The organism is Chitinilyticum aquatile DSM 21506 (genome assembly GCF_000430805.1).
GTDB classification, from domain to species: Bacteria; Pseudomonadota; Gammaproteobacteria; order Burkholderiales; family Chitinibacteraceae; genus Chitinilyticum; species Chitinilyticum aquatile.
Map to the genome: position 1 here is coordinate 465791 of NZ_KE387259.1, position 24566 is coordinate 490356.

The 24566-nt window shown below is 61.0% G+C and carries 25 protein-coding genes, 2 tRNA genes and 1 rRNA gene; 10 read left to right on the forward strand and 18 right to left on the reverse strand.

What is annotated here, in order from left to right; all coding sequences use genetic code 11:
- Positions 1 to 34 precede the first annotated feature (34 nt).
- The 3 genes from H559_RS0115395 to H559_RS20745 all read left to right on the forward strand — a co-directional run bounded on the left by H559_RS0115395 (position 35) and on the right by H559_RS20745 (position 3066).
- Complete coding sequence (locus H559_RS0115395; protein ID WP_028453407.1) at positions 35 to 1354, forward strand: sodium-dependent transporter; 1320 nt, start codon at positions 35 to 37, stop codon at positions 1352 to 1354.
- A 126-nt stretch (positions 1355 to 1480) separates the two neighbouring features.
- Positions 1481 to 2179, forward strand: coding sequence for a tRNA (N6-threonylcarbamoyladenosine(37)-N6)-methyltransferase TrmO (tsaA, locus tag H559_RS0115400; protein ID WP_028453408.1), 699 nt, complete (start codon positions 1481 to 1483; stop codon positions 2177 to 2179).
- Positions 2176 to 3066 carry a patatin-like phospholipase family protein gene (locus H559_RS20745; RefSeq protein WP_051279589.1) on the forward strand — a complete coding sequence of 297 codons (891 nt, stop codon included), beginning with the start codon at positions 2176 to 2178 and terminating at the stop codon, positions 3064 to 3066. Before tsaA ends, H559_RS20745 begins: the two co-directional genes overlap by 4 nt.
- Positions 3067 to 3115: 49 nt before the next feature.
- Here H559_RS20745 and H559_RS0115410 read toward each other — a convergent pair whose 3' ends face one another.
- Positions 3116 to 3907: a hypothetical protein gene (locus H559_RS0115410; protein ID WP_028453409.1), complete on the reverse strand. Its 792-nt coding sequence runs from the start codon at positions 3905 to 3907 to the stop codon at positions 3116 to 3118.
- A gap of 110 nt (positions 3908 to 4017) precedes the next feature.
- Here H559_RS0115410 and H559_RS20750 point away from each other — a divergent pair, with 110 nt between their 5' ends.
- A complete protein-coding gene (locus H559_RS20750; RefSeq protein WP_051279591.1) occupies positions 4018 to 4911 on the forward strand; it encodes an HDOD domain-containing protein in 894 nt (297 codons plus the stop codon).
- 7 nt (positions 4912 to 4918) lie between these two features.
- On the opposite strand, the gene H559_RS0115420 is transcribed toward H559_RS20750, so the two are convergent.
- The 9 genes from H559_RS0115420 to dnaQ all read right to left on the reverse strand — a co-directional run bounded on the left by H559_RS0115420 (position 4919) and on the right by dnaQ (position 10543).
- A complete protein-coding gene (locus tag H559_RS0115420; protein ID WP_028453410.1) occupies positions 4919 to 5542 on the reverse strand; it encodes a hypothetical protein in 624 nt (207 codons plus the stop codon).
- 135 nt (positions 5543 to 5677) lie between these two features.
- Positions 5678 to 5938 carry a hypothetical protein gene (locus H559_RS0115425; protein WP_155845459.1) on the reverse strand — a complete coding sequence of 87 codons (261 nt, stop codon included), beginning with the start codon at positions 5936 to 5938 and terminating at the stop codon, positions 5678 to 5680.
- Entirely contained in the window at positions 5935 to 6372 is a 438-nt protein-coding gene (locus tag H559_RS0115430; RefSeq protein ID WP_028453412.1) for a hypothetical protein, read from the reverse strand. The genes H559_RS0115425 and H559_RS0115430 overlap by 4 nt, the downstream gene beginning before the upstream one ends.
- On the reverse strand, positions 6366 to 6839 hold the full coding sequence (gene ispF, locus H559_RS0115435) for a 2-C-methyl-D-erythritol 2,4-cyclodiphosphate synthase (protein ID WP_028453413.1): 474 nt from the start codon (positions 6837 to 6839) through the stop codon (positions 6366 to 6368). The genes H559_RS0115430 and ispF overlap by 7 nt, the downstream gene beginning before the upstream one ends.
- 4 nt (positions 6840 to 6843) lie before the next feature.
- Positions 6844 to 7326 carry a free L-methionine (R)-S-oxide reductase MsrC gene (gene msrC / locus H559_RS0115440; RefSeq protein ID WP_028453414.1) on the reverse strand — a complete coding sequence of 161 codons (483 nt, stop codon included), beginning with the start codon at positions 7324 to 7326 and terminating at the stop codon, positions 6844 to 6846.
- Entirely contained in the window at positions 7319 to 8029 is a 711-nt protein-coding gene (gene ispD, locus H559_RS0115445; protein WP_028453415.1) for a 2-C-methyl-D-erythritol 4-phosphate cytidylyltransferase, read from the reverse strand. Before ispD ends, msrC begins: the two co-directional genes overlap by 8 nt.
- Positions 8026 to 8907: a tetratricopeptide repeat protein gene (locus tag H559_RS0115450; RefSeq protein WP_028453416.1), complete on the reverse strand. Its 882-nt coding sequence runs from the start codon at positions 8905 to 8907 to the stop codon at positions 8026 to 8028. Before H559_RS0115450 ends, ispD begins: the two co-directional genes overlap by 4 nt.
- A gap of 8 nt (positions 8908 to 8915) precedes the next feature.
- Positions 8916 to 9812, reverse strand: a complete 897-nt coding sequence (locus H559_RS20755; RefSeq protein WP_051279593.1) for a hypothetical protein — start codon at positions 9810 to 9812, stop codon at positions 8916 to 8918.
- Entirely contained in the window at positions 9809 to 10543 is a 735-nt protein-coding gene (dnaQ, locus tag H559_RS0115460) for a DNA polymerase III subunit epsilon (protein ID WP_028453417.1), read from the reverse strand. Before dnaQ ends, H559_RS20755 begins: the two co-directional genes overlap by 4 nt.
- A gap of 112 nt (positions 10544 to 10655) precedes the next feature.
- On the opposite strand from dnaQ, the gene H559_RS0115465 reads away from it, so the two are divergent.
- Together H559_RS0115465 and H559_RS0115470 are read left to right on the forward strand one after the other, a co-directional pair.
- On the forward strand, positions 10656 to 12293 hold the full coding sequence (locus H559_RS0115465) for a mechanosensitive ion channel family protein (protein WP_051279595.1): 1638 nt from the start codon (positions 10656 to 10658) through the stop codon (positions 12291 to 12293).
- A gap of 187 nt (positions 12294 to 12480) precedes the next feature.
- Positions 12481 to 13203: a carbonic anhydrase gene (locus tag H559_RS0115470; protein ID WP_028453419.1), complete on the forward strand. Its 723-nt coding sequence runs from the start codon at positions 12481 to 12483 to the stop codon at positions 13201 to 13203.
- A 114-nt stretch (positions 13204 to 13317) separates the two neighbouring features.
- Here H559_RS0115470 and H559_RS0115475 read toward each other — a convergent pair whose 3' ends face one another.
- The 5 genes from H559_RS0115475 to H559_RS0115505 all read right to left on the reverse strand — a co-directional run bounded on the left by H559_RS0115475 (position 13318) and on the right by H559_RS0115505 (position 17383).
- Complete coding sequence (locus H559_RS0115475) at positions 13318 to 14520, reverse strand: amino acid aminotransferase (RefSeq protein ID WP_028453420.1); 1203 nt, start codon at positions 14518 to 14520, stop codon at positions 13318 to 13320.
- A 177-nt stretch (positions 14521 to 14697) separates the two neighbouring features.
- A complete protein-coding gene (locus tag H559_RS22410; protein ID WP_281171389.1) occupies positions 14698 to 16323 on the reverse strand; it encodes a chitinase in 1626 nt (541 codons plus the stop codon).
- A gap of 169 nt (positions 16324 to 16492) precedes the next feature.
- Positions 16493 to 17047 (reverse strand): hypothetical protein, encoded by a 555-nt coding sequence (locus H559_RS0115495; RefSeq protein WP_028453422.1) that lies wholly within the window; start codon positions 17045 to 17047, stop codon positions 16493 to 16495.
- 141 nt (positions 17048 to 17188) lie between these two features.
- Positions 17189 to 17264, reverse strand: a tRNA-Asn gene (locus H559_RS0115500).
- Between the two features lie 43 nt (positions 17265 to 17307).
- Positions 17308 to 17383: transfer RNA gene (locus tag H559_RS0115505), tRNA-Asn, on the reverse strand.
- Positions 17384 to 17469: 86 nt separating this feature from the next.
- On the opposite strand from H559_RS0115505, the gene H559_RS0115510 reads away from it, so the two are divergent.
- From H559_RS0115510 to H559_RS0115525, 4 genes are all read left to right on the forward strand, one after another.
- Positions 17470 to 18741, forward strand: coding sequence for an AsmA family protein (locus H559_RS0115510; protein WP_028453423.1), 1272 nt, complete (start codon positions 17470 to 17472; stop codon positions 18739 to 18741).
- Between the two features lie 67 nt (positions 18742 to 18808).
- Positions 18809 to 19837, forward strand: a complete 1029-nt coding sequence (gene ygfZ / locus H559_RS0115515) for a CAF17-like 4Fe-4S cluster assembly/insertion protein YgfZ (protein WP_034641555.1) — start codon at positions 18809 to 18811, stop codon at positions 19835 to 19837.
- Between the two features lie 69 nt (positions 19838 to 19906).
- Entirely contained in the window at positions 19907 to 20689 is a 783-nt protein-coding gene (locus H559_RS0115520) for an enoyl-ACP reductase FabI (protein ID WP_028453425.1), read from the forward strand.
- A 40-nt stretch (positions 20690 to 20729) separates the two neighbouring features.
- Positions 20730 to 21506 (forward strand): class II glutamine amidotransferase, encoded by a 777-nt coding sequence (locus H559_RS0115525; RefSeq protein ID WP_028453426.1) that lies wholly within the window; start codon positions 20730 to 20732, stop codon positions 21504 to 21506.
- Here the strand turns inward: H559_RS0115525 and H559_RS0115530 are convergent, their stop codons facing one another.
- From H559_RS0115530 to rrf, 3 genes are all read right to left on the reverse strand, one after another.
- Complete coding sequence (locus H559_RS0115530) at positions 21507 to 22589, reverse strand: hypothetical protein (protein ID WP_028453427.1); 1083 nt, start codon at positions 22587 to 22589, stop codon at positions 21507 to 21509.
- Between the two features lie 126 nt (positions 22590 to 22715).
- On the reverse strand, positions 22716 to 24218 hold the full coding sequence (gene pap, locus H559_RS0115535) for a polyphosphate:AMP phosphotransferase (RefSeq protein ID WP_028453428.1): 1503 nt from the start codon (positions 24216 to 24218) through the stop codon (positions 22716 to 22718).
- A gap of 209 nt (positions 24219 to 24427) precedes the next feature.
- Positions 24428 to 24541: ribosomal RNA gene (rrf, locus tag H559_RS0115540) — 5S ribosomal RNA — on the reverse strand.
- Positions 24542 to 24566: the final 25 nt, after the last annotated feature.

The window sequence follows — 24566 nt, forward strand, 5'->3', positions numbered from 1 at the left end:
CACTGAGCGCTGTCCAACTGTAACCGGAGTAGTCATGTCTCGTGCCAACTGGGGCTCAAAACTGGGCTTCATTCTTGCCGCATCGGGTTCAGCCGTCGGGCTGGGTGCCATCTGGAAATTTCCCTATGTTGCCGGCAAGAATGGCGGCGGCGCCTTTCTGATCGCCTATCTCGTCTGCGTCTTCACGCTGGGCATCAGCATGCTGCTGGCCGAGATGCTGATCGGCCGCGCCGCCCGCAAGTCGGCCACCACCGCCTATCGCGAGCTCAAGGGCAAGCTCTGGCCCTGGGCCGGGCGCCTGTCGGTACTGTGCGTGTTCATCATCCTGTCGTTCTACTCGGTGGTGGGCGGCTGGACGATTGCCTACATCCTGCGCTCGATTACCGGTGAAGCCATCACCGCCGACACCGGCGCGCTCAAGGCTGCCTTCGGCAGCTTCATCGCCAACCCGCTGGAAGCCATCGCCTACAGCGCAGCCTTCTTCGGCATTACCATGGGCGTCGTGCTCGGTGGCGTACAGGCTGGCATCGAGCGCATGAGCAAGATTCTGATGCCCACGCTCTTCATCCTGATGCTGCTGCTGATTGCCCGTGCACTCACCCTGCCGGGAGCCATCGACGGCGTCATGTACTTCATCACGCCGGACTGGAGCAAGGTCAGCGCCAGCATGCTGCTGGAAGCGATGGGCCTGGCGATCTTCTCGCTGTCGATCGGTGGCGGCATGATCATTGCCTATGGTTCCTACCTGTCTTCCGATACCAAACTTGTCGGCGCCACACTGTGGGTGTCCGCACTGGCCACCCTGGCGTGCATCCTGGCCGGCCTGATGGTGCTGCCGGCCGTGTTTGCCTTCGGCGTTGATCCCGCTGCAGGCCCGGGCCTGACCTTCATCACCATGCCGGCGATTTTCGCCAAGATGCCGATGGGGCAAGGCCTGGCTGTCGCATTCTTCCTGCTGCTGCTGTTCGCCGCGCTGACGTCGTCGGTTTCAATCCTCGAACCCATCGTTGCCTTCCTGATGGACGAATTCCACTGGCAGCGCAAGCCCGCCACCATCGCGGTCACCATTGCTTCCTTTGCTCTTTCCATCCCGGCGGCACTGTCGTTTGGCGTCATGGAAAAAGACACCCTCTTTGGCAAGACAGCGTTCGACCTGATGGACTACACCGCGTCCAACGTGCTGATGCCGGCTGGCGGCCTGCTCGCGGCCGTATTCGTCGGCTGGGCCATCTGGCCGCGCATCGAAACCGAGCTGCGCAATGAAGGTGCGGCCGCCATTCTGCCGGCCTTCCGCGTGATCTGCGGCTTTGTCGCGCCCATTCTGATCGGATACATCTGGATTCACGGGCTGTAAAATTCCGTCCACTCCTGCCCACAGGCCACCCTCCGGGTGGCCTGTTTCACATTCCGGCTGTGAGAAAATCACAAGCGGTCAGGCGCGGGCTTTGGCACAATGCCTGCGACATCCTTCCGGCCTGCCATGACCCGTTCCGACTTTTCCTTTACACCCATCGGCCACATCCGCACGCCATTTCCGGACAAGTTCGGCATTCCGCGCCAGCCGCAGCTGGCAAAGCATGCTCGCGGCATCTTGCGGCTGGAACCGCCGTACGACCGGGCAGAGGCCGTGCGCGGGCTGGATGCGTTCTCGCACGTATGGCTTAGCTGGGTGTTTCACCATACCGCCGGACAATGGAGCCCCACCGTGCGCCCGCCGCGGCTGGGTGGCAACCAGCGCGTCGGCGTATTTGCCAGCCGCAGCCCCTTCCGGCCCAACCCGCTCGGCCTGTCACTGGTCGAACTGCTCGATATCGACACCAGCGACGGCGTTGTGCTGACCTTTGCCGGCATCGATCTGGTCGACGGCACGCCGATCCTCGACATCAAACCCTACATTCCCTTTGTGGAAAGCCGGCCGGACGCACGCGGCGGCTTTGTCGACGGCCCGCCACCACAACTGGATGTGACATTTTCCGCCCCGGCAGCCGCGACGCTGGCCGAACTCGGCGCAAGCCACCCCGAACTGCCGGCACTGATTGCCGAAGTGCTGGCACAGGACCCGCGCCCGGCTTACGCCAATGACCCGCAACGCCAGTATGGCGTCCGGCTTCTTTCTTTCGATGTGAAATGGCGCTGCCTCGGGCAGACCGCCGTTGTAGACGAGATTACCCTGCCATGAAACGCCGTACCCTGCTGAGCGCCCTGTTTGCTTCCGCCCTGCTGCTGACTGCCTGCGGCACCACCGAACCGGTGATTGAAAGCAAGCCGACACCGCCGCCCGCTCCGAAGAAAATCCGCATCGGCCTTGCGCTGGGTGGCGGCGCGGCCAAGGGCTTTGCCCACATCGGCGTGATCAAGATGCTGGAAGCCAACGGCATCAAGGTTGATGTCGTCACTGGCACCAGCGCCGGCAGCGTCGTGGGCAGCCTCTATGCCAGCGGCATCGACCCTTTCCTGCTGCAGGAAAAAGCCTTTGCGCTCGATGAAGGCCAGATCCGCGACGTGAGCCTGCTCTCCGGCGGGCTGGTGAAGGGGCAAAAACTGCAGGATTACGTGAATACGCTCGTCGGCAACCGACCAATGGAGAAATTCCCCAAGCCTTTCGCGGCGGTCGCCACCAATCTCGATACGGGCGAGCGCATGGTGTTCGGCAGCGGCAATGCCGGCCAGGCCGTGCGCGCCTCCAGCAGCATTCCCGGCGTGTTCGAGCCGGTACTGATTGGCGGCAAACGCTATGTCGATGGCGGTGTGGTCAGCCCGGTGCCCGTCGATGCTGCGCGTCAGCTCGGCGCCGATTTCGTGATTGCGGTCGACATTTCCAGCAAGGCCGCCAACGGCAAGCCGGCCAGCATGGTCGGCAATGTGAATCAGGCCATCATCATCATGGGGCAGAAGCTGGGCGAGCAGGAAATGACGCGTGCTGATGTGGTCGTCCGCCCCAAGGTCGGCAAGATCGGCGCGGCGGATTTTGACCAGAAGAATGTCGCCATTCTTGAAGGCGAAAAAGCCATGCTGGCGCTGATGCCCGAATTGCGCAGGAAACTGGCCGCCAAACAAACCCAGTAACGTATTACGCTGTAGCCATTCAGAGAAAATGGTCGCAGAGCAATACCCATCACTGAATATCCACCCTGAGCCAGACCTGATAACTCTGGCTGCCCGACTGCTGGCCACTTTCGCTCAAGCCCGCCTGCTGGCTGCTGCCGTCCTGCCGGCTCTCACCAATGAGCTGCCACTGGCCGGGCAGCGCCAGCACTTCGGCCTCGACCCCGGCCTGCGCGATGCTGCCATCGCGCTGGAAACGGCTAGCCTGTGGCGAGAGCAGCACCCGCACCTGCTCGCCCTGCACTTGTGGTCGCGCATAAAACCCTGTTCCCGTGCTTACCCACTGCCCGCCCCGCACCAGCAAACCCTGTGACGGCCACGCCTGCCATACCGGATAGAAGCGGCTTTGCCCGAGCTGTATCCACACCGGCCCGCCTTCCAGCGTGCTGGCCATGCTGCGGTTGAGGAGCCTGCTGTCGCGGTGCAGTTGCGCCATCCGGAGCGCCAGGCTGCCGCCGGCCTTGCCATCGCTGATCACCAGACGGCCGTCCGCATCCCATTGCCAGCCCTGCGTGTTCGCAAGCTGCCGCTGCTCGACTGTCAGCGTGATCTGCCGCACCGGCGTATCGAGCCGGGCCAGCATGGCTTCAATCTGCGCCAGTGTCGCCGCATCGGGTGCCCGCACGATCAGCTGCTGGTAAAACGCCGAAACGCCGGCCTGCGGAAAGGCTGCCTGCAAAACCGGTGCCAGCTCGCTGGCCGTCTTGTGCTGCGGCGACAGCGTTGTCATTTCTTCTGCCTGCCCCGGCCCGGCCAGACACAGGCAGAGCGCCAGCAGAACACCACTTGTATAACACTTCATGCGGCTTCTCCTTGCATATTGGCGACACCCTGCACGCAAACCGGTATCAATCGCAACCAGTGCGTGATCGCATGCCATAATGGTAGAACCTCACCCGCAAAGCGACAGCCATGCTGAAACAGCGTTTTGAAACCCTTGCCGGCTGGGTTGACCATTTTTCCCGCATGGAAATCCCCCTGCTGGAATACACCCTGCATGCCTTGCGCGACCTGCATGGCCGCATGGAGGAAATCAGTGTTCGCGATATTGCCGCGGTGATCCGGCATGACCCGCTGCTGTCGCTGAAGGTGTTGCGCTACCTGCAGGCGCACCGCCACACCACCCAGATCACCGACGTTACCACACTGGAACGCTCGGTCATGATGCTGGGCATCAAGGGTTTTCTGGGGGCCATTTCCAGCGGCAATACGGTCGAGCAGCAGCTCGAACGCCTGCCGCCGGCGCTCTACGGCTGCCATGCCGCGTGCTACCGTGCGTATTCGGCCAGCAAATACGCTGAAGCCATCTGCAGCCAGCGCTACGACATCGACCCTGCCGAAGTCATGGCGGCGGCACTGCTGCACGACACAGCCGAAATCCTGATCTGGTACGAAGCGCCGCAAATGGCGGCGCAGGTGATGCTGCTGCAGCAGAAAACGCCGGGGCTGCGCAGCCGCGATGCCCAGCGGCAGATTTTTGGCGTCACCATTCTGGAGCTGCAGATCGCGCTGGCGCACGAATGGCATTTCCCGAAGCTGATCACGCACCTCATGGATGAATCCTTCCGCGACGAGGCGCGCGTGCGTACCGTGATGGTAGCCAATGCCCTGGCCAGGCATCTGGCCAACGGCTGGCACGATGCCGCACTGCCCGATGATTTCGCCGCAGTCGCGCAACTGATCAATGGCGATACCGATCGCCAGGCGGCTTATGAGCTGGTGCGCGATACGGCGATCAAGCTGGCGCGGGAATGGCAGTGGTTCCAGGTTGCCCCTGCTGCATCACTCCTGCCGGATCTGGAATAAATCCGGCTCAGGCTGCGCGCCGGCGGGTACGCCACAGCAGCACGCCAAGGAGCGCCAGCAACAGGATCAGCAGCACACCACCAACGCCCAGCACAACCAGCAGTACGACCTGCCACTGCTCTTGCTGGCGCCCGGCCGCCGCATTGCCAGCATTTTCCAGGGCATCCAGCCGTTTTGCCAGTTGCTGGATGCTGACTTCATCATAAGCACGCGGCTCACCGGCGCTAACGGTCCGGCCATCCAGACTGGCGGGCAGCAACTGGCCTTCCGGCACATCGACCTGCAAAAGGGGCAGTGAGCTGTCTTTTGCGCAGGTCAGTGCAAGCTGGAGTTCATTCTTGCCCGCAGCAACGGGAAACAGGAAGCCGCTGCGGATTACTTCCTGCCCATCACGCAGGAACGGCAAGGGTTCGTGGAGGTATGTTTCACCATTCACGATCACTCCGAGTGAACAACCCTTGTCGAGGTCCGTTTCAGTGAGGGATGTGCGTGGCAGGGCAACGGACAGTTCAATCCAGCCATGCGGCTGCGCCAGCAGATACCCCTGTCGATACTCGGACAGCTCGGCCCTGCTGCATCCCGCCAGCAGCAGGAGCAAGGTAAAGCACAGCATTCCCGGCAAACGCAGCATGGCAAGCTTCCTGTAATCTGGACAATCCTGATTTCAGCACACAGCCAGTCATCGCCACAGCACGCAATCATTACTGCGTGTTACAGGAGTGCAACGCCCACTCCGGCACGGTTCGCAGCCCATGCCAGCGGATCGTTACTGGATGATCAGCGCCTCGCCCTTGCAGCCGGCCCGCCAGCGGGCAACGCCGCTGGCATCGATCTTGCCGCGATACAGCACCTTGCCATCTTTCTGCCGTTTCACCACAAAAGGCTGGCCGGCAAACAGCGCGGTACTGCCATCCGCATCCTGATAGCGGGCCTCGCCATATGCCGGCTTGCATGCTGGCGCCGCCAAGGCGGCAGAAACGGAAGCGGCCAGCAGCACCAATCCGGTAATCCATCGGGTACCCTTCATGACGCTTTCCCTGGCAGACTCTGCCGACCGGCATAGATCAGGCGATAGCCATTTCCGTGACTCACGAAACGTGCCTGCAGTACGTCCCCCTCCAGAAACTCATCGCCAAGCTCGCCCTGCAACTGCAGGCTGGCAAGCGGCAAGGGCGGCAAGGGGCCCGAGTTGTGCATCCGGATATTTGCCAGACTGCGCTCACCCGGCGCCAGAGCCAGCATCATGCGGCGTCCTTCGCAGCGGGCGGGCCGGTCTTCAACCTGTCCACCGGCCGCAATGACCCGCATCTGGCAGACGGCGGGAAAGCTGGCCTGGTCATCCCAGCGCAACACGATCAGCAGGGGCGAAGAACTGCGATTAACCACTTCGAACGATGCCATAGTGCTGCAGCCTGCCATCAGGCAGGCCAGCACAGGCAGGATGAGCCAGCGGGTCAGCACGGCAGCAGCAGTGCCACCGCCTGTGCTTCCACCGCCTCGCTCGCGCCCACGGGCCCCAGCTTTTCATAGGTCTTGGCTTTCACATTGACCTGCGTGGCCGCGATGCCCAGATCGGCGGCGATGTTCTCGACCATGGCCGGAATGTGCGGCGCCATTTTCGGGCGCTGGATCAGGATGCTGGCATCGACATTGCCCACGCGCCAGCCAGCGGCCTGCACGCGACGCAGCGCTTCGCGCAGCAACACGCGGCTGTCGGCACCCCGGAATTCTTCGGCGGTATCCGGGAAATGCCGGCCAATGTCGCCCAGCCCGGCCGCACCGAGAATGGCATCGGTAATCGCGTGCAGCAGCGCATCCGCATCCGAATGCCCGAGCAGGCCCTTCTCGAACGGAATCGTCACGCCCCCCAGAATCAGGGGGCGGCCTTCCACCATGCGGTGCACGTCCCAGCCTTGTCCGATACGCATGCGTTTACTCCTTGTTGGCGAACAGCTCTGCGAGCTGTTCCAGATACTGTTGATCGACGGCATCAAAAGCCGCCAGTTCGCTGGCATCGACATCCAGCACGGCGATCACCTTGCCAGTGCCATTGCGCACGAGAACGACGATCTCGCTGCGGCTCAGGCTGGAGCAGGCAATATGGCCGGGAAAGGCGTCGACATCGGGAACAAGCTGCGTAGCGTTCTGCGCCCATGCCGTGCCGCACACACCACGCCCGAACGGAATCCGCGTGCAGGCCAATGGACCGGCAAACGGCCCCAGTACCAGCTCCTTGCCGGCGACGCGGTAAAACCCCACCCAATGCCAGCCGAAGGTGCTTGCCAGTGCGCTCGACACATTCGCCATGCAGGCGATCAGATCGGCTTCGTGTTCCAGCAGACTGGCCAACTGCGGCAGCAATTCGGCATAGCGGCCAGCCTTGTCACCCGTGGCAATCGACAGTGTTTCAGCCATTTTCACCACGCCTCCCAGAGTGCGCAGACAGAATCAGGCTGGCGAGTTGCACATCCTGCGGGTAGGTCACTTTCAGGTTCCACGGGCTGCCCATCACCAGCTGCGGCGCATAGCCCGCCTTCTCCAGCGCGCTCGCCTCGTCGGTGATGTCCGGCCCCATGCCCGATGCCAGACACTCGGCCAGCAGCCCGAGGCGGAACATCTGCGGCGTTTGCGCCTGCCACAGCCCATCGCGCGGATGCGTGCGGGCAATCGCCTGGCCTACGCCGGCCAGCTTCAGCGTATCGGCCACCGGCACGGCCAGAATGCCGCCGACCGGATGATCGGCCAGCGTCGCCAGCATGCCGGACACCAGTGCCGGCTCCAGGCACGGCCGCGCCGCATCGTGCACCAGAACCCAGTCGCTGGCCGGCTCGCCCGCCGCCAGCAAGGCAGCCAGTCCATTCTGTACCGACTCGGCGCGGCTGGCACCGCCACAGCGCAGCACGCTCAGCCGGTCAAACACCGACCAGTCGTAACTGCCCCACCATTCATCACCGGCCGAGATCACCACAACGATGCGATCGAGCGCGGGAACGGCATGCAAGGCGGCCAGCGTGTGCCAGATCAGCGGCTTGCCGTTCAGGTCGAGGTATTGCTTGGGCGTCGCCGAGTTCATGCGGCTGCCGGAGCCGGCAGCGGGCAGCAGCGCCAGCGCCCTCATTCGCTGGCTCCGCTGGCGCCGTCACGCGCATCTTCCGGCGTCAGCGCTACATAAACTTCGCGGATTTCGACATCGGGACACGCAGCTTGCCAGGCGTCGATCAGATCGGCCACCGGCTGGTCGTCTTCCGCGGCGATGCCGATTTCACGCACCTTCTGCCATTCCGGGTCGGCCGGGGCATCCTTGCCCTCTGTCGGCAGCACATAGCGCACCTTGCCGCCCCAGTCCCGCAGCGGAATACCAGCCTCTTCCGCCAAGTCAAGGAGGGTATCAAGCGGTAGCCTATTATCTACAACGGCCTCAATAACATAGGTAGCATGGTTTGACACCTGCCACGTCCCCAGCACTTCGCGTACGGGCAGCTCGCCGCCATCGGTCTTCAGCACGCCATTGCCCAGACCATCGTTGAGCAGAATGTCGCCATAGCGCACGCCGCAATCGGGTACCGGGATCTGCGTGATGCGCACGCGCGCCGGGTCGAGCCGAACACCTGCCAGCACGTCAATCTGCTTGCCGTTGCGCACACGCACGGCAGCAGGAGTCGCGGGCAGCGCAGGTGGCAGGGAGTCCAGCGGCAATTCAATGTCAAACACCTGCCACGCTTGCGCGGCCGCCGCCCAGTCCGACAAGGCAGTGGCGGCAATGCCCAGGTTCCACCAGGCCGCCGTATCGTCGGGCTTCAGCTCGACCGCGCGGCGGTTGTGCGCCAGAGCCTCCGCCCAGCGGTCCTGGAATTTGTACAGCAGCGCCAGATCGAAGTGCGTCTGCGCGTCCTGCTCGTCGATCGCCAGCGCCTGCTTGAAGAGCGCCTCGGCTTCCTGTTCGTTGTCATCGTCCCACGCAGCATGCGCGGCGGTTTTCAGTTCGGTTGTATTCATGCACACACTCATGGGGTTTGCTCCGCCTCGGCATCGTCCGCGGCAACAGCTTCATAGATATCGCGCACGGTCACAGCGGGGTGGCCGGCTTGCCATGCGTCCAGCAATGCATTGAGCTGGGCGGCATCGCGCGCCGCCACAGCCACTTCGCGCTCAGTCTGCCAGCCGGCATCCAGTTCCTGATCGTGGTGTTCGTGCGGCGTGCCTTCACTACACGCCTTGCACAGGGTTCGTACACTACCGGTCCAATCTTCTGCAGCCATTCCCTGGGCTTCAGCCAGCTCCGCCAGCTGATCCAACGGCGCGGCGCTGGCCACCTCGCATTCGACGACAAAAGTGGAAAAACCTCCCTCTTCCCAGCACGCCAGCGCGTCGAACACCGGCACCTGCCGGCCGTTGCGCTCGCGGTAACCATTGGCGGCACCGTCGTGCAGCACGATATCGCCGAAGTGGGCGTGGCTCTCGGCAAAGGGCACATTCACGATACGCGCCCGCGCCGGATCGAGCCGCTCGGCCCACAGTACCTCGGCATGGTCGTCGCTGCTGATGCGGATCGGCACCAATCCGAGCCGCAGATCGGGCGGCAGGACATCCAGCGGCATGTCGACCCCGAAGAAGCGCCAGGCCCTCGCCGCCGTTGCCCAGTCATGCAGCGCCGTGGCGGCAATACCGGCATTCCACCACGCGCCTTCGTCCTCGGGCGCAAGTTCGGTGGCACGCAGATTATGCTTCAGCGATTCAGCCCAGCGCGCTTCGTATTTGTAGAAAAGGCCCAGGTCATAATGGGCGACGGCATGATCAGGGGCCTGTGCCAGTGCAGCAAGAAACCGCTGCTCGGCTGCGGCATGATCGCCCGCATCCCAGGCGGCATGGGCAGCTGCGAGCTGCTCGGCGACGCGGCTCATGCCGCATCACCCGCAGCGGGTTTCGGTTCGAGCGTGCGCCACAGGCAATCGCCCTTCACAATCTTGTCGAGCTCATCCAGATACGCCTGATGGGCGGCCAGCTCCTCGGCACTGGGCTGGCTGACGATCAGCGGTACGCCCTGTAGGCGGCGGCCGGCGCCGCTGCCGTCGGCATCATCCACGCCGTGGAAGTCGATCAGCAGGCTATCCTGCCCGCGCGTCATCGCCAGGTAGACCTCAGATAGCAGCTCGCAGTCAATCAGCGCGCCGTGCAGCACGCGGTTGCTGCGGTCGATTTCATAGCGGTCACACAGTGCATCGAGGTTGTTGCGCTTGCCGGGAAAGAACTCCTTCGCCATCGCCAGCGTATCGACCACATTGCCGACATGATCGCGGAATTTGCCCAGGCCCAGCCGGCCCAGCTCCATGTCGAGGTAGCCGACGTCAAACGGCGCGTTGTGGATGATGATCTCGGCGCCGCGAACAAAGTCGAGAAACTGCTGCGCAATCGCGGCAAATTTGGGCTTGTCGGCGAGAAAGTCGGTCGTCAGGCCATGCACATTGAGCGCGCCTTCTTCCGAATCGCGCTCCGGGTTGATGTAGACATGGAAATGCCGCTCGGGTGCCGAGAGCTTGCGGTTGACCATTTCCACCGCGGCGATTTCCAGAATGCGGTTGCCATCTTCCACCCGCAGGCCGGTCGTTTCGGTATCCAGCAGAATCTGCCGCATGGCGATCCCCGTCATCATGATTTTCGAGTGCGCGATTATACCCTGCCGTGATGAGCACCGCTGCGGGCACTCACTTGCGCTATGATTGCAGGAAACTTTGCGGAGATGTCCGGTGAAAGTGCTCTGTCGCCTGTTTCTGACCTTCCTGTTCGCGATTGCCGCAGTACAAACCACCGCTCTGGCGGCCACGACGCCACCAGCAAGCAGCGCAGCCAGCCAGCCAGCCACACCGGATGGCGAAGAAGCCCATGCACTGCGTGTCTACAACCGCCTGATCACCACATTCAGCAGCAGCATCGGCGGTTATTCGTCGCTGGATCGCGCGGCCTCGGGCGAACAGCGCATCCGGCGCCTGCTGGAGGAAAACCCGCTGGGCAAGGTCAGCAGCGAAGCAACCGAACTGGGCACTGCGATCAAGATCGGCGACAAGCTGGCCTTCTACCTGCGCGAAGGCGACATCAACACGCTGCGCGGGGAAACGATGGCGCAGCGCACCAGCGACGCCATCAAGGCGGTCGAGGAAGTGCGCGACGACCGGCGTGCACTGCACGACCCGAAGGAAATGGCGAAATCGGCCGCCATCGTCCTGCTCGCCACCGTGATATTTGCACTGGTCCTCAAGGCACTGTATCGGGCCAGGCGCTGGATACTGGTGCGCACCCGCCGCTATATCGCACGCCCGATCGCCCGTCGTGCCGGCAAATACACGGGCACCAATGTCCGCTCGCTGGCCGGACTGCTGCGCACGCTCATCAACCTGCTGATTACCCTGCTGGGCCTCACCGCGCTGCACAGCTGGTTGTCGGTTGTGCTCTACGAAATTCCTTATACCCGTGCCTGGAGCGAGCAGCTGAACACCGCACTGTTCGGCTTTCTGGAACAGAGCATACTGGCGATGCTGGATGCCATCCCAAGCCTGCTGATTGCCGCCTTCATCCTGCTGGTGGCGCGCTACATTTCGCGCTTCATCGGTTACCTGTTCGGCCGCATCGAACGCGGCGAGCTGCAACTGGCGATGTTCGACCGCGACACCGCCTCCACCACCCGGCGGCTACTGTCGTTTGTCGTGTGGATTTTTGCGTTCGCCATGATCTACCCCTACCTGCCCGGCGCCGATACCGAGGCATTCAAGGGTCTGTCGGTCATGGTCGGCCTGATGGTGTCTCTCGGAGCATCCAGCGTCGTCGGACAGTTCGCCTCCGGCATGATCATCATCTATTCGCGTGCACTGAAGGTCGGCGAGTATGTACAGATCGGCGACGTGGAAGGCACCGTCATGCACATCGGCCTTTTTGCCACCAAGATCCACACCAATCTGCGCGAGGAAATCAGCATTCCGAACTCCGGGCTGGTCGGGCAGAACGTAAAGAATTTCTCGCGGCTGGCATCAGGCGGCGGCGTCATCACCACGATCAGCGTCACCATCGGCTATGACACGCCCTGGCGGCAGGTGGAAGCCATGCTGCTGGAGGCGGCGCGCAATACGCGCGGCATCCGGCGCGACCCGCGCCCGGTGGTCTACCAGACGGCGCTGTCGGACTGGTATGTCGAATACCAGCTGCGCATCGCGGTTGACGAGCCGCGCCGCAAGTTCGAGATCATCAACGAACTTAATGGCTGCGTGCAGGACACCTTCAACCATTACGGCGTGCAGATCATGTCGCCGCATTACATAGCCGACCCGGAGAAGGAAAAACTCGTTCCCGAGTCGATGCGGGCACCGGCACCAGCCAAAGCAGAGAAGCAATAAGTAGCACGGTATTGCCATACAACCCAGCAAATGGAAAGGCTGCATGGCAATACCCATCACCACATTACATTAACAATCCTTAAGGCAAAGCGGCATTCCAACCCCGACCGCGCTTGCGCTTGATCATCTTCCCGCATCGGGCGGGCAGGCAAGCTGGGCGCTTTGTTCACAGCAAGGAGAGACTGGCATGAAACTGCTGCACCTACTTCCCATCACCGCCACCCTGCTGACGGCAGGCGCCTGGGCATCCGGCCCGCACTGGGGCTATCACGGCAAGCATGGCCCCAAGCACTGGGAAGGCGAATGCCAGATGGGCCGCGCACAGTCACCGATCAATATCGTGACCAGCAAGACCGTCAGCACCGAGCTGCCACCGCTGGTATTCCAGTATCAGGAAAGCCCGCTGCAACTCGTGAACAATGGCCACACCATTCAGCAGAATGTCGCACCGGGCAGCCGCATCCGCATCGGCGACGACGTGTACGAGCTGCTGCAGTTCCATTTCCACACGCCGAGCGAAGAACAGATCAACGGCAAGCCGGCCGACATGGTCGTGCATCTGGTACACAAGAACGAGCAGGGCCAGCTGGCGGTGGTCGCCGTGCTGTTCAAGGTCGGTGCAGAGAACAAGGCATTGAAGTCTTTCTGGGGCAAGCTGCCCGCGAAGGAAGGCACACTGGATGACGGCAGCAGCATCAACGCCTTTGACCTGCTGCCGGAAAACCACGGTTATTTCGCCTTCAGCGGCTCGCTGACCACGCCGCCGTGTACCGAGGGTGTGCGCTGGCAGGTCATGAAAGAGCCGGTAACCGTATCGCGCGCCCAGCTCAACGCCTTCAAGAAAATCTTCCCGATGAATGCCCGCCCGGTGCAGGCGCTGAACGACCGCGAAGTCAAGGCGTCGAAATAGACACCAATACCACGGTATACAGCCACATCCATTTTAAATGAAGGGCCACAGCTATATACCTAACAAAAAACCCCGCATCAGCGGGGTTTTTTGTTGGGCAAAACCGCAGTCTGCTTACAGCACCTTGGCAATCGAATCAGCGACGTAGTCGATGTTCTTGTTGTTGAGCGCAGCCAGACAGATACGGCCGGTAGACACGGCGTAGATGCCGTAGTCGGCACGCAGCTTTTCCACCTGATCGGCGGTCAGGCCGGTGTAGGAGAACATGCCGCGCTGCTGGATCACGAAGCTGAAGTCCTGCGCCACGCCACGCTCTTGCAGCTTGGCCACGAGCCCTGCGCGCATTTCGCGGATGCGCACACGCATGCCAGCCAGCTCTTCTTCCCACTGGGCGCGCAGCTCGGTGCTGCCCAGCACGGCAGCAACCACGGCGCCACCGTGGATCGGCGGGTTGGAGTAGTTGGTACGGATCACGCGCTTGAGCTGGCTCAGCACGCGGCCGGATTCTTCCTTGCTGGCAGTGATGATGGACAGCGCGCCCACACGTTCGCCGTACAGCGAGAAGCTCTTGGAGAAGGAGCTGGAAATGAAGAACTGCAGGCCGGAGGCACCGAACGCCTTCACGGCAACCGAATCCGCATCGATGCCCTCGGCAAAGCCCTGGTAAGCCATGTCGAGGAACGGCACCAGACCGCGTTCGCGGCAGGCTTCGACCACTTCACCCCATTGCGCGTCGCTCATGTCGGCGCCGGTCGGGTTGTGGCAGCAGGCATGCAGCACGATGATGGAGCCCGGTTGCAGGCTCAGCAGCTTGGCCTTCATCGCAGCAAAATCAACACCACGGGTGGACGCGTCGTAGTACGGATAGTCCTCCACCTTGAAGCCGGCGGATTCGAACAGTGCGCGGTGGTTTTCCCAGCTCGGGTTGCTGATGTAAACGGTCGCGTTCGAGTTCAGGCGTTGCAGGAAATCGGCACCGATCTTCAGCGCGCCGGTACCACCCAGCGCCTGGGCGGTAATCACGCGGCCTTCCACGATGATGTCGCTGCCCGCACCGAACAGCAGGTTCTGCACGCCGCTGTTGTAAGCCGGATTGCCTTCGATGGCCTGGTAGCCGCGCGGCGGCTGGGCTGCCAGGCGGGCGGCCTCGGCAGCCTTCACGGCGGCCAGCAGCGGAATCTTGCCTTCGTCGTTGTAATAAACGCCGACACCCAGGTTCACTTTGGTAGTGCGGGTATCGGCGTTATAGGCTTCATTCAGACCCAGAATCGGGTCGCGCGGCGCCATTTCCACGGCAGCAAAAATCGAGGCGGTCATCCTGTGCTCCATCCAGTTTGAAAGGCAGAGCGAGGCCCTGCCGAGGTCAAAATCAGTTGCGAAGTCTAGCACGTTGCAGCAGCGGGCTGCAGTGCAGGCCGTTTCAGCGTGTAAACGGTTTGTCATGCAACAAAAAACCCGCGCCAGGCGCGGGTTTTTTGTTGCAGCAAAGCACAATTACGGCAGCGTACTCAGCGAAGCCTTGGCCGGCTTGGAGAAGTTGTAGCCGTCGTAACGGTCCCAGTTGATCGACCAGGTCATCACGCCGCGATAGGTCGGATAAGCCTGCTGCGGCTTCACGGTACCGCAATTCTTCAGCTGGGTCAGGCAGGTCAGCGCATTGTTGACGGTCGTACTGGTCACGAAGCCGGTATTGGCCGATTTCGGACCACTCGGTACGCCAAATGCCACCTGATCCGGACGCAGGCCCTTGAATTCCCAGCCTGTGCCACCCTGGGTCTTGAAGCCCTCGATCAGCATCAGCGAGCCGCCAACCAGACCATCCACAGTGCCTTCGTTCAGCGCACTGTTGGAATACGGGCTGTAGAGGCCGCCATTGTTGTAGTACTGCACATGGATGATGTTCAGGTCATCACGCAGGCCGTCGATGATCGGCAGGTAAGCGCCCCAGATGCCGGAGTAGGCCACATAGCCGCCCTGCACATACGGATGCTCCGGAGCCATCGACAGATAGAAGGTCGGGCCGACCTTGGCCTTCAGCTGCTTCACCGCATCAACCAGATTCGGAATGATGTTGGAGCCCAGAACGACACCGGCGCCGCTTTCCAGATCCAGATCGATACCGTCAAAGCCGTACTTGGTGATGATGGCGTAAAGGCTGTTGACGAAATTGGTGACATTTTCCTTGCTGGAGAGTGTCATGCGGCCTTCCTGGCCACCCAGCGACAGCACGACCTTCTTGCCCTTGGCTCGCTTGGCTGCAACGTCGGCAATGAATTCGGCCTCGGTGCCGGCATTCTTGTCGAGGTTGAAGGCCACCGCACCGTTGCCGGCGTCGTCGGCGAACGAGATCATGATCACGTCCCAGTCATCCGATACATCACGGATGCGGATGGTGTCACCGGCCGGGTTGGTGAAGTTGTGCCAGTAACCGATCAGCGCATGCTTGGGCAGATCGCCAGCTACCGGAGTCGGAGTGACTGTCGGGGTGGTAGTCGGGGTCACGGTCGGCGTGGGTGTCGCCGTCGGCGTGGCTGTTGGCGTCGGAGTTGCGGTTGGTGTCGGCGTTGCCGTTGGGGTTGCTGTCGGCGTCGGAGTGGACGTTGGCGTGGCGGTCGGAGTAGCCGTTGCTGTAGGGGTCGGAGTCGTAATCATACCACCGCAAGTGCCCACCTTCTTCCATACACCCCACTCGGTCGACTTGCTGGGGTCATCACCCTGCGTCCACCACTTGGCTTCATACAGCGTTCCGTTGAAGGAAACACGCGCACCACCACTGTAGGCCTTGCCACTTTCCCAGGCCGGCAAGCAATTCGGCACAGCAGTGGGAACCGGCGAGGCCGTCGGTGTGGCAGTGGGAGTAGCGGTCGGGGTTGCGGTCGGAACAAGCGTCGGGGTTGCGGTCGGGGTCGGCGTGGCCGTTCCGCCACTCACTTCCTTCCACAGGGTCGGCGTCGACGCCGGATTCCAGTTGGCGCCCACATAGGCCGTGTGCGTCACCAGAGCCTGATAGCTTTTACCCGAATACGTAACCACCGTACCGGCACTATAGGTCGCTCCTTCCTGCCAGTCAGCCGCCCACAGCGTGGAGCTCACCAGCAAGGCCAGGAGTGTTGCAGTCATTCGCGTTGTTTTTTTCACCATCTTCTCCATCTTCCTGATTGTTTTTGAGCCGTCTCTTACTGCGGCGGCCATCAATCATAAAACGGATGTAGTCAGGTGAAAACAGCTACAAAAAAATAAGGATTTGCTGTTCTTGTAATGTACCCGGCAATGCAGACCCGGCAGCAGATCAATGCGCCTTGGCCGGCTTCTCAGTATGGACATCGGCAGGAGCCGCAGGAGTCTTCTGGGCCGGAGCCGGACGCAGACAGTCCTGCAGATTGACCACACCGGAAGCTCCCGACTTGATGGTGCAATCACCGGCCAGGCGCGGCAAGGGAGCCTTTTCCGCCTTTCCGGCTTGCACGGCAGCATGCCCCCCCTCTGCCGGGGCGGCCTGCGGCGCAGCGGGTGCAGCCTGCATTTGCGCCCGCTTCTCCAGCGACTCCAACTTGAACTCAAGCTCTTCGACATGCTCCTTGCGGGCGCGCAGCTGGACCTTGACCTCGGAAAGCTCCTGCTCCACTTCCTGATAACGCTCGGTCGACTTTTCCAGCGCCCTTTTCAGCTTGTCGATCTGCTCCAGATAGAACTGCTTTTCAAAATTGCGCTTTGCCATCCCGGCGGCAATACCGCCCAGCAGCGCAATCAGCAGCAGCACAACACCTGCGGCCAGCAGCAGATGCAGGCGGAAACGTTGCAAAAATGAAACGGACTCAACGGCAGGTGTTTCGACGTCAGACATGACGGGCTCCGGAAGCTCGCTCTATCACCGGATAAGCGAATTGTAGCCAGCATAGCGCAAGCAAAGGCTTGCTGCAGCACGCATGCAGCGTGGCGTGCGCATAGAAAAAGGGTCAGCCATTGCTGGCTGACCCTTGAGTTTTGGCTCCCCGACCTGGGCTCGAACCAGGGACACACGGATTAACAGTCCGTTGCTCTACCGACTGAGCTATCGGGGAATAAGAAGGGGCTGGCTTTAGGGGCCAGCCCCTTGCTATTCTTTGGCTCCCCGACCTGGGCTCGAACCAGGGACACACGGATTAACAGTCCGTTGCTCTACCGACTGAGCTATCGGGGAATCGGTATGGGCGCTATAATAGTTACCCCCTTTTTATCTGTCAACACCAAAGCCGCATTAATTTTGGCGAACAGCGTGGATCTGCAATGAAAATAATCAACAAGCTACTGATTGCAATCATCATTCTCGTCGGCCTTCTCGCCGCCGCGCCGCTGGTGTTTCCCTACACAATGGTCATCCCGCAGATCGAACAGAAGCTCGGGCGCTTTGTCCATGGCAAGGCCACGATAGGCAACATCACGTTCCGCTATGCGCCGCGACCGATTCTGACACTGCACGGCGTGGTCATCGACAAGGCCGATACGGCAACAATCGGTACACTGGAAATTCCGCTCGGCATCGACATGCTGCTGGGTGACAGCTACATGCTCAAGGGGGCGCACGCGGAATCGGCCCGGATTTCTTCGGAATTTGCCCAGGGGCTGCCGCAGCGCCTGCACAGTGACCCGGCTGGTGCCGGCGTTGAAACCCTGAGCTTCAGCAACAGCACGATCACCCTCCAGAAGGGCGAAATCGGCCCCCTGTCAGGGCAGATCACATTCTATAAGGACGGTCGTCTTTCTGAAATCACCCTGACGGCCAACGAAGGCCTCAATACCATGCGCATCACTCCCGCGCAAGACAGTGGCTTCATGGTCGAATTCCAGGCCCGCAACTGGACACTGCCACTAGCGCACGCAGTCAAGCTCGATACGGTGCGGCTGGCAGGCAGAACGAATCAGAACGGTATTGATATCGATGCCATCCAGGCCACGCTGTACGGCGGCGCAGTCAATGGCAATGGCCGCCTGAGCTGGGACCAGGGCTGGGCCCTGCAAGGGCAGCTGCAAGGCAAGCAGCTCAACGCCGGCCCATTCCTGTCGGTATTCAGTCCGGTCACCCGCGCAAGCGGTCGCATGGACGGTGCTGCAAACTTCAGCTTCAAGGCTGAGGCAGTAAAGAACCTGCTGGATAATCCGGCAATCCAGGGCCGTTTCGAGATCAAGGAAGGGCAACTGCACAATATTGATCTTGTTTCGCCACTCAAGGCACAGGGCAACAGCGTGTCGACACATGGCGGGCAAACGGCCTTCAACCTGCTCAGCGGCGCAGTCAGCATCAATCCGGCTGGCGTGACGCTCAGCGGACTATCGCTGGACTCCGGAAAATTCCGTGCCAGCGGCTCGGCCAGCATCGTCAATGACAAACTCGCCGGCAGTGCCAGCACCCAGCTGATCAGCGGGCCAGTCGCCCTGTCCGGCCGGGCCACGCTGGGCGGGACGCTCAGCACGCCCCAGATCAGCACCGGCGGCGCGGCACGACCGGGCAGTAGCGGTGAAAAGGCGCCGGCAGCGGACGAGGAAATCGCAGCGCAGTAAAACGACAACGCCCCGCCAGCCGGGGCGTTATACTTGGCAGCATCATGACCCGCACAGGATTTTGCCGATGGACTGGCACGCATTTCTCGACTTCGCAGGCGCCACGCACGACAACGGCCGCATCACCCAGCTCGGTGATGCCGCCCTGGCGCTACAAGCCCTTGAAACCGGCGCGGTGGCTATTCCGCTCAGCCACCTTGGCCTGATCCGCTTCAGTGGCGAGGACAGCGCGGCCTTTCTGCAGGGCCAGCTTTCGAGCGATATCCGCGAACTCAACGGCAGCAGAATCCAGCTCTCCAGCTATTCCACGCCCAAGGGCCGCATGCTGGCCTCCTTCCTGGCTTTCCGCCAGAACGATGACTACCTGCTGCAAGTCTATGGCAACCTGCAGGCGGCCATCCAGAAACGTCTCGGCATGTTCATCCTGCGCAGCAAGACCAAAGCCACGGATGGCGGCGCAGATCTTGCCTGCATTGCACTGGCCGGCCCGCAAGCCAGAAGCCTGCTGGCTGGCATGTATGCAAATACAACCCTTTCCGGTGATTTCACCCAGAGCAATACCCACGATGGTATCGTGATTCTCAGCCAGCAAGGCGATGTATTTCAGCTCTGCCTGCCGCGCACGCTGCTGGCATCGGTCTGGCAGGCGCTGCTGCAGGCTGGCGCATGTGCCGGCAGCACCGCAATCTGGGAACTCAGCCAGATTCGCAGCGGCACCCCCTGGATCAGCCTGCCTACGCAGGAAGAGTTCGTGCCGCAGATGAGCAATCTGGAACTCATCGGTGGTGTCAGCTTCAACAAGGGCTGCTACCCCGGGCAGGAAATCGTCGCCCGCACCCAGTATCTGGGCAAGACCAAACGCCGGATGTTCCGCATGCAGGCCAGCTGCAGCAGCATCCAGGCCGGGCAGCATGTCTACAGCAAGAGCCTTGCCGATCAGTCGGCCGGCACCATCATGCTGGCCGCCCCCAGCGGCCATGGCGAATGGGAAGCGCTGGTTGTCGCCCGCATCGACCATCTTGAAGAAGGACTGCATCTGGGCGCCGTCGATGGCCCTGCGCTGCAATTGCTCCCGCTCCCCTACGCCCCGGAATAATGCCTTGTCCATGCCTGCCAGCAGCGCAGGCATGGATTCCATCCGTTTCACCATGAAGGATCTGTGCGCATGGGATTTCTCGCCGACCGGAAAATCCTGATTACCGGACTATTGTCCGAACGTTCGATTGCCTACGGCATTGCCGAGGCCTGCCACCGTGAAGGTGCCACGCTCGCCTTTACCTGTGCAAACGAGGGCCTGAAAGATCGCGTGACCGATCTGGCCCGTCAGTTCGACAGCAACCTCGTCTTGCCCTGCGACGTCGCTAGCGATCAGGAAATCGCTGCCGTCTTCAGCGAGCTGGCCAGCCAATGGGACGGCCTTGATGGTCTGGTGCACTCGATTGCCTTTGCACCCCGCGCAGCATTAAGGGGCGATTTTCTTGATGCAATCAGCCGTGACACCTTCCAGATCGCCCACGATATTTCCTCGTACAGCTTCGCAGGTCTGGCCAAAGCGGCCCGTCCGATGCTGCGCGAAGGAGCCTCGCTGCTCGCATTGTCGTATCTCGGCGCCACACGGGCGATCCCGAATTACAATGTGATGGGTCTGGCCAAGGCATCACTGGAAGCCAATGTACGCTACATGGCCATGGCGCTGGGCAAACAACAGATACGCGTCAATGCGATCTCGGCAGGGCCGATCAGGACGCCCGCTGCGGCAGGAATCGGCAATTTTGGCCAGATGCTCAAGCGCGCTGCAGAGGCAACACCACTGCAGCGCAATGTCACGATCGAGGAAGTCGGCAATATCGCCGCCTTCCTGCTGTCGCCGCTGGCGTCGGCGATGACTGGCGAAGTCATCATGGCCGATGCAGGCTTCAGCCATGGTGCCGGCCTCATGGCCGAGTAATCCGCCAGCCCGGACCATACAACGCAAGCAAGGGGTCTCCATGTGCCAGCTACTGGGCATGAACTGCAATGTACCGACCGACATCACCTTCTCGTTCGAAGGCTTCCGCCGTCGCGGCGGTCAGACTGACCAGCACGCGGATGGCTGGGGGATCGCGTTTTTTGAAACGGATGGCTGGCGGGTCTTTCTCGACCCTCTGCCATCGGCCACCTCGCCGGTCGCCGATTTTGTTCGCAGCTACCCGATCAAAAGCCGCAATGTCATCGCCCACATCCGCAAAGCCACACATGGTGAAATCAGCCTGGCCAACACCCATCCCTTCCGCCGCGAACTCTGGGGGCAGGAGTGGGTCTTTGCGCACAACGGAAACCTGGCCAGCTTCAGTTATGCCGGCCAGCGCTTCATGTCCATTGGCAATACGGACAGCGAACAGGCGCTCTGCTTCATTCTTGACCGGCTTGCCAGCAAGTTCCAGCGCACTCCCGAACTTGCGGCTCTTGAGGAAACCTTCTCAGAGTGCTGCCAGGCACTGAGCAGCCATGGCACGTTCAATTGTCTGCTCGGCATGAACGACGTCTTGCTGGTTCACTGCAGCACGGATCTGCATTATCTGGTACGGCAAGCGCCGTTCAGCATCGCCCATCTGGCCGATGCCGATATCCAGGTGGACTTTGCCAAACACACCGCACCACGCGACCGGGTTGCCATCATTGCGACCCAGCCACTCACCGACAACGAGCAGTGGACGGCACTGGGCAAAGGCGAAGTGGCGCTATTCCGCAACGGCGAGCGCATTAGTCCCGCGCACGCCTCCTGATCAGCCCTCGTCCTGCGGGTGCAAGTGGAGCAGATCAAAGGTCACGGCATCAAAATACTCGCCGTGCTCGTCCAGCTGCCGGAACATGAACCCCAGCTTGCTCAGTGAAATCTGCCCGCTCGCAAAACGATCACGCACCTTTTTCATGGTCTGCGCCCGCTCGATCAGATGCTCGCGGCGTATCTCGATATGCTTGCGCTCACGGCGGTGCGCCCCCAGAGACAGATACAGCCAGAACATCAAGCCCCCTGCCGCCCACCATGTTTCGGTGAACATTGCAAACAGTGACAGACAAATCAGCAACAGATACCAGAGCTGATCCGCATGCTGAAAATCCGGCAGAATTACAGATAGACTGGGCCAGCGCCGCTTGAGCTGACTGCGAATGCGCTGATCGTCTGTCGCATCCCTTTTCTTGCTGACCAAGGCGGCATCAAGAGCCAGCGTGATATACCAGTGAGTAACCACCTTGGTTTGCAGCCATGGTGTGGCCAGATAGGCAGCCGTCTTGTCAACTAGCATCTGCCTGAAGTCGGCACTGATCAGCGGTGGAATCTGATCATTGTAAGGATCAGTCAAGGCATGCTGGACAAGCAAGGGAAAGCCCGCGATGTCGATCAACTGATCACGCCGCTCCTGCAGCATGGCCTTGTCAACTGGAAACCGGGGATTGTCCAGATTGACGTAATGCAGCAGCAATTGTTCAAGCTCACCGAAACCCGGATTCTTGCCCGGGTGCTCGCGCATGTGCTGCCGCAGGCGCAGGATTTCCTGCTGGATCGCCTCCACCTGAGGGGCGGCCTCCGGCACCCAGGGCTGGCGCAACAATCCTTCAGTCTTGTAAAGGGCCTCGTCGAAATGCCGGTAATACCCTTCGTGATACCGGGCCAGTTCTTCGCCATCACGGGAGGGGTCACCAGAAACCAGAGGGGGGGTCGGCGCGGTACGCTTGAGATCTACACAGATGCGGTTTACCAGACTCTCGAGACCGGAGTTGATCCCTGCATAGGCAAAAATCGGATCAAGTTCATGACGTTTGCTGCGCCATTCTTCCAGTGCTCGCCAGATACTCCAGTCGGCCATTCCTCTATCCTTGCCGGGTTGCACCTAGCCGTGCAAACAGCTGACTCCCGGTTAAACATGAACGAGACCGGAGTGTAGCGCGAAGCAACACCCCGGTGCACGCCATGCATTGCGGGAAGGGGAGTTTCAGGCTTTTTTGTCCTTATCCTTGCCCTTGATCTTCGCCTCGATCGCGTCACACAGGTGGCGCAGAATCTGCAAGCGGGCATGGTATTTATTATTGGCACCAATCATGTGCCAGGGCGCATAGGGTGTACTCGTACGCTCAATCATGTCACTGGCAGCCTGAACGTAATCCTCCCACTTTTCACGATTGCGCCAGTCTTCATCGGTAATCTTGAAACGCTTCCATTCGATCTGCTGGCGCTCCTCGAAACGGCGAAGCTGCTCATCCTTGCTGATCGCCAGCCAGAATTTCAGCACCACGATATTGGCGTCATCGAGCTGTGCTTCAAAATCATTGATTTCGTTATAGGCGCGCATCCATTCCGCCGGCGCGGCAAAGCCCTCGATGCGCTCAACCAGCACGCGACCATACCATGAGCGGTCAAACACCGTAATCTGCCCGTGCTGGGGCAGATGTCGCCAGAAGCGCCAGAGATAAGGCTGTGCGCGTTCTTCTTCAGTCGGGGCGGCGATAGGCACAATCCGGTACTGCCGGGCATCCAGCGCAGCAGTAATGCGGCGGATACTTCCCCCCTTCCCTGCCGCATCCATGCCTTCAAACACCGTAACCACGGCCAGATCAGCAAACCGCGGATGCCGGGACAAGCCGTTCAGACGCCCCTGCAAGGATTCCAGCTCCTTTTTGTAGGCGTCCTTGTCGGTATCATGATCAAGCTGCAAACGATCCAGCAGGCGAACCCCATCAATGGATGAAACCAGGGGAGGCGCATCAACACGCCGCTGCTTCACACTGGGACGGGCGAGCTGATGCTGCATCGTTTCAAGCAGCTGCCTGCCAATCGTCAAATTGCGATAATTGGTATCGGCTGCCTCGACCACACGCCAGGGCGCATCGGCCAGATTGGTTCTCATCAGCAGATCGCGATAATGCTCGATCTGGGTGTCGTAATTTTTCTGGAATTGCTTGTCGCTTTCGGTAACACGCCAGGCCGTCTTCTTGTCTGATTCGAACTTTTTCAGCCGCTCTTTCAGTTGCTGTGCGGACAGGTGCAGCCAGAATTTGAGTACCAGCACACCTTCATCGGCCAGCATCTTCTCGAGTCTGACAATCCGCTCGATCCGGCGATCCAGTTGCCCCGGATCCTGCGCGCCATTCCAACCCCAGAAGGGGTCCGCATACCAGCCGCCAAACAGCACACCTATACGACCTTTGGGAGGAAGAACGCGCCAGAAGCGCCAAAATGGAGGACGTTGTGACTCCTCATCATTCGGTTCGCCAAATGCATCGGTACGTATATACCGGGGATCCAGCCACTCTGTAAGCAGATTGGCCGTTTCGCCACGCCCAGCCGTCGGCACCCCCCCCAGAATGATGACCACCGGGAAATCGCCCCGCTCCTTGAGGTCGTACTGAGCGGAAAGCAGTGCCTCTCGCAGCAATCCCTCTTCGGTTTTATAGGTCTGCTTATCAATGGCATGACCCAATTCGGCGGATTCGAACATTAAGAGCCCCTTACTCAATACGATACAGATGCTTGAGTATGGAGTGCAGGCCAAGAAATGCACAAGGAAAAGTGAGCAGGAATGGGTATGTTCTCGCCCCCTTCCCCAGCATAAACCCCAGCGCGATACCCTCTTCTGCGCCTCACCCTGCGCTGCCAAGCGCCAAGCAAAAAGCCCCGACCATTGCTGATCGGGGCTTTCCATGGGGAGTCTGGCGATGTCCTACTTTCACACGGGCATTCCGCACTATCATCGGCGCTGAGGCGTTTCACCGTCCTGTTCGGGATGGGAAGGGGTGGGACCACCTCGCTAAGGTCACCAGACTATAACTGTTTGCATGTCGCACTC